The following is a 2,072-nucleotide window of genomic DNA, read 5'->3' as shown; positions in this document are numbered from 1 at the left end:
CGCTCCCAGGCGTTCCGCGGGGTGCGGGGGTTCCCGGGAGTTTCCGGTGATTCCCGGGGAATCGGTGATTCCCGGGGAATGCCCGGGCATCCCGGCGCTGCCGGGATGCCCCAGGAGTCCCCGGCCGCCGGCCTCACGCCGAAGGGGCCCTCACCCCGTGCGGACCTCCGCGCGGGCCGTGAGGACGCGCGGTCCCGCATCCGTGATCGCCACCGTGTGTTCCACATGGGCCGCGCGGGAGCCGTCGTCCGTGCGGAGGGTCCAGCCGTCGGGGGCCGCGTGGTAGCCGTCGGTGCCGCCGCCGATGAGCATGGGCTCGATGGCCAGGACCATGCCGTGGCGCAGTGGCATGCCGCGGCCCGGGCGGCCCTCGTTCGGGACGGGCGGGTCCTCGTGCATGCGGCGGCCCACGCCGTGCCCGCCGAAGCCCTGCGGGATGCCGTACCCCGCGGTCCGGCACACCGTGCCGATCGCGTGTGCGACGTCCCCGATGCGGTTGCCGACCACGGCCGCCGCGATGCCCGCCGCAAGCGCCCGTTCCGCGGTGTCGACGAGCCGCAGGTCGGCGGGGCGCGGCACGCCCACCACGAAGCTGATCGCCGAGTCGCCCGCCCAGCCGTCCAGTTCGGCGCCGCAGTCGATGGAGACCAGGTCGCCGTCGCGCAGCCGGTAGGCGTCCGGGATGCCGTGCACGATCGCGTCGTTGACGGACGCGCAGACGACCGCCGGGAAGGGGGTCGGCGCGAAGGAGGGGCGGTAGCCCAGGAACGGCGAGGTGGCACCCGCCTCGCGCAGGATCCCGCGTGCCACCTCGTCGAGTTCGAGCAGGCAGACGCCCACGCGGGCGGCGTTCCGGACCGCGGTGAGGGCGCGGCCCACGACCTGGCCCGCGGTGTGCATCGCGTCGATCGATCGATCCGTCTTCAGTTCCACCATGCCAATTACTATACCGCCTTTACCCAATTACTATACCGGTCACGGAGCAAGGGGCCGGTATTAGAATGGGCGCATGGTGCGTACCCCGCTGACCCCCGAAGAGCGCGAACGCGGCGAGCGGCTCGGGCGGTTGCTGCGCGAGGCGCGCGGTGGCCGCAGCATGGCGGAGGTGGCGGCGAGCGCCGGTCTGTCCGCCGAGACCCTCCGCAAGATCGAGACGGGGCGCGCGCCCACCCCGGCGTTCTTCACGGTCGCGGCGCTGGCGCGGGTGCTCGGGCTGTCCCTGGACGAACTCGCCGGGCTCTGTGCACCGGTCGCGGCCTGAGCCGCCGGGGGGCGCGCACGGCCCACGGACGCTCCCGTGGAGCGCTCCGCGTCCGGTCTGAAAACTCGCTGTAGCCCTTCCGTAACACGCCTGGTGTTTTCTACGGAACGGAGAACTCCAGTCGGGCGGGAGCTGGGCGATGGCTGTTGATCAACTCCCGGGTCGGGTGAGGGAGTTCGCGAGCTACCTGAACGGGCTGCTGACGCGGCTCGACCAGGGCGGCGGCTGGTGCGGGGTGTTCTGGCAGCGCGACCCGGACGGGATGCGGGCCTGTCTGGAGGGGCGGGAGGTGCCGCCCTGGGACGTCGTGGAGGCGCTCCTGCAGGACCTCGCCGCGGCATACGGCACCGCGGTGGCCGTGCAGGAGGCCGAGCGGGCGCGGGCGCTGCACGATGCCTCGTTCGCCGCGTACGACGCCCGGCCCGGCGGCCGGAACGCCCTCGGCGACCGGCTCGATGTGATGCTCCGCGAGCAGCGCTACGCGGCCGAGCGCCGGGCGGACCTCGGCCACCGGCTGCGGTCCGCGGCCGACCCGGTCGAGGCCGAGTCGCTCCGCCTCGACCTGGCCTGGGCCGAGGACGACCACGAACGTGCCACGGCCCGGTGCGCGGAACTCCGCCGCCGTATGGAAGCCCTCGACGGCCGCGCCCTGCGCACTCGGGCGCCGGGTGTGCCCGGCGCCGGGGACGGCCGGGCCGGGGAGGTGTTCCGGGCCGGGGCCCCGGAGGGCACGCAGGCCGCCCCGGCCGGTGCGCGTACCGGCGGCGGTGCGCCGCAGCCGCCGGACGGGGACACCGCCCGGCCGGCGGAC

2 protein-coding genes and 1 pseudogene are annotated in these 2,072 nt (G+C 75.0%); 2 read left to right on the top strand and 1 reads right to left on the bottom strand.

Going from position 1 to position 2,072, the window contains the following annotated elements; translation table 11 throughout:
- Positions 1 to 150 precede the first annotated feature (150 nt).
- Positions 151 to 936 carry a type I methionyl aminopeptidase gene (map, locus tag ACFSL4_RS28970; protein ID WP_381089189.1) on the bottom strand — a complete coding sequence of 262 codons (786 nt, stop codon included), beginning with the start codon at positions 934 to 936 and terminating at the stop codon, positions 151 to 153.
- A 73-nt stretch (positions 937 to 1,009) separates the two neighbouring features.
- Between map and ACFSL4_RS28965 the strand changes: the two genes are divergently transcribed.
- The gene (locus ACFSL4_RS28965; protein WP_381089186.1) at positions 1,010 to 1,261 is read left to right on the top strand and encodes a helix-turn-helix domain-containing protein; all 252 of its coding nucleotides are present in this window, start codon (positions 1,010 to 1,012) and stop codon (positions 1,259 to 1,261) included.
- A 139-nt stretch (positions 1,262 to 1,400) separates the two neighbouring features.
- A pseudogene (locus tag ACFSL4_RS28960) lies at positions 1,401 to 2,072 on the top strand (hypothetical protein); the annotation flags it as partial.

Source organism: Streptomyces caeni, assembly GCF_042678285.1.
Lineage (GTDB): Bacteria > Actinomycetota > Actinomycetes > Streptomycetales > Streptomycetaceae > Streptomyces > Streptomyces caeni.
The sequence above is the reverse complement of the archived record's forward strand: the minus strand, read 5'-3'. Positions and strand labels throughout refer to the sequence as shown.

Excerpts from the sequence above, each read along its gene's own strand:
- ACFSL4_RS28965 (WP_381089186.1), top strand. The coding sequence starts at position 1,010 with ATGGTGCGTACCCCGCTGACCCCCGAAGAGCGCGAACGCGGCGAGCGG.
- map (WP_381089189.1), bottom strand. The coding sequence starts at position 936 with ATGGTGGAACTGAAGACGGATCGATCGATCGACGCGATGCACACCGCG.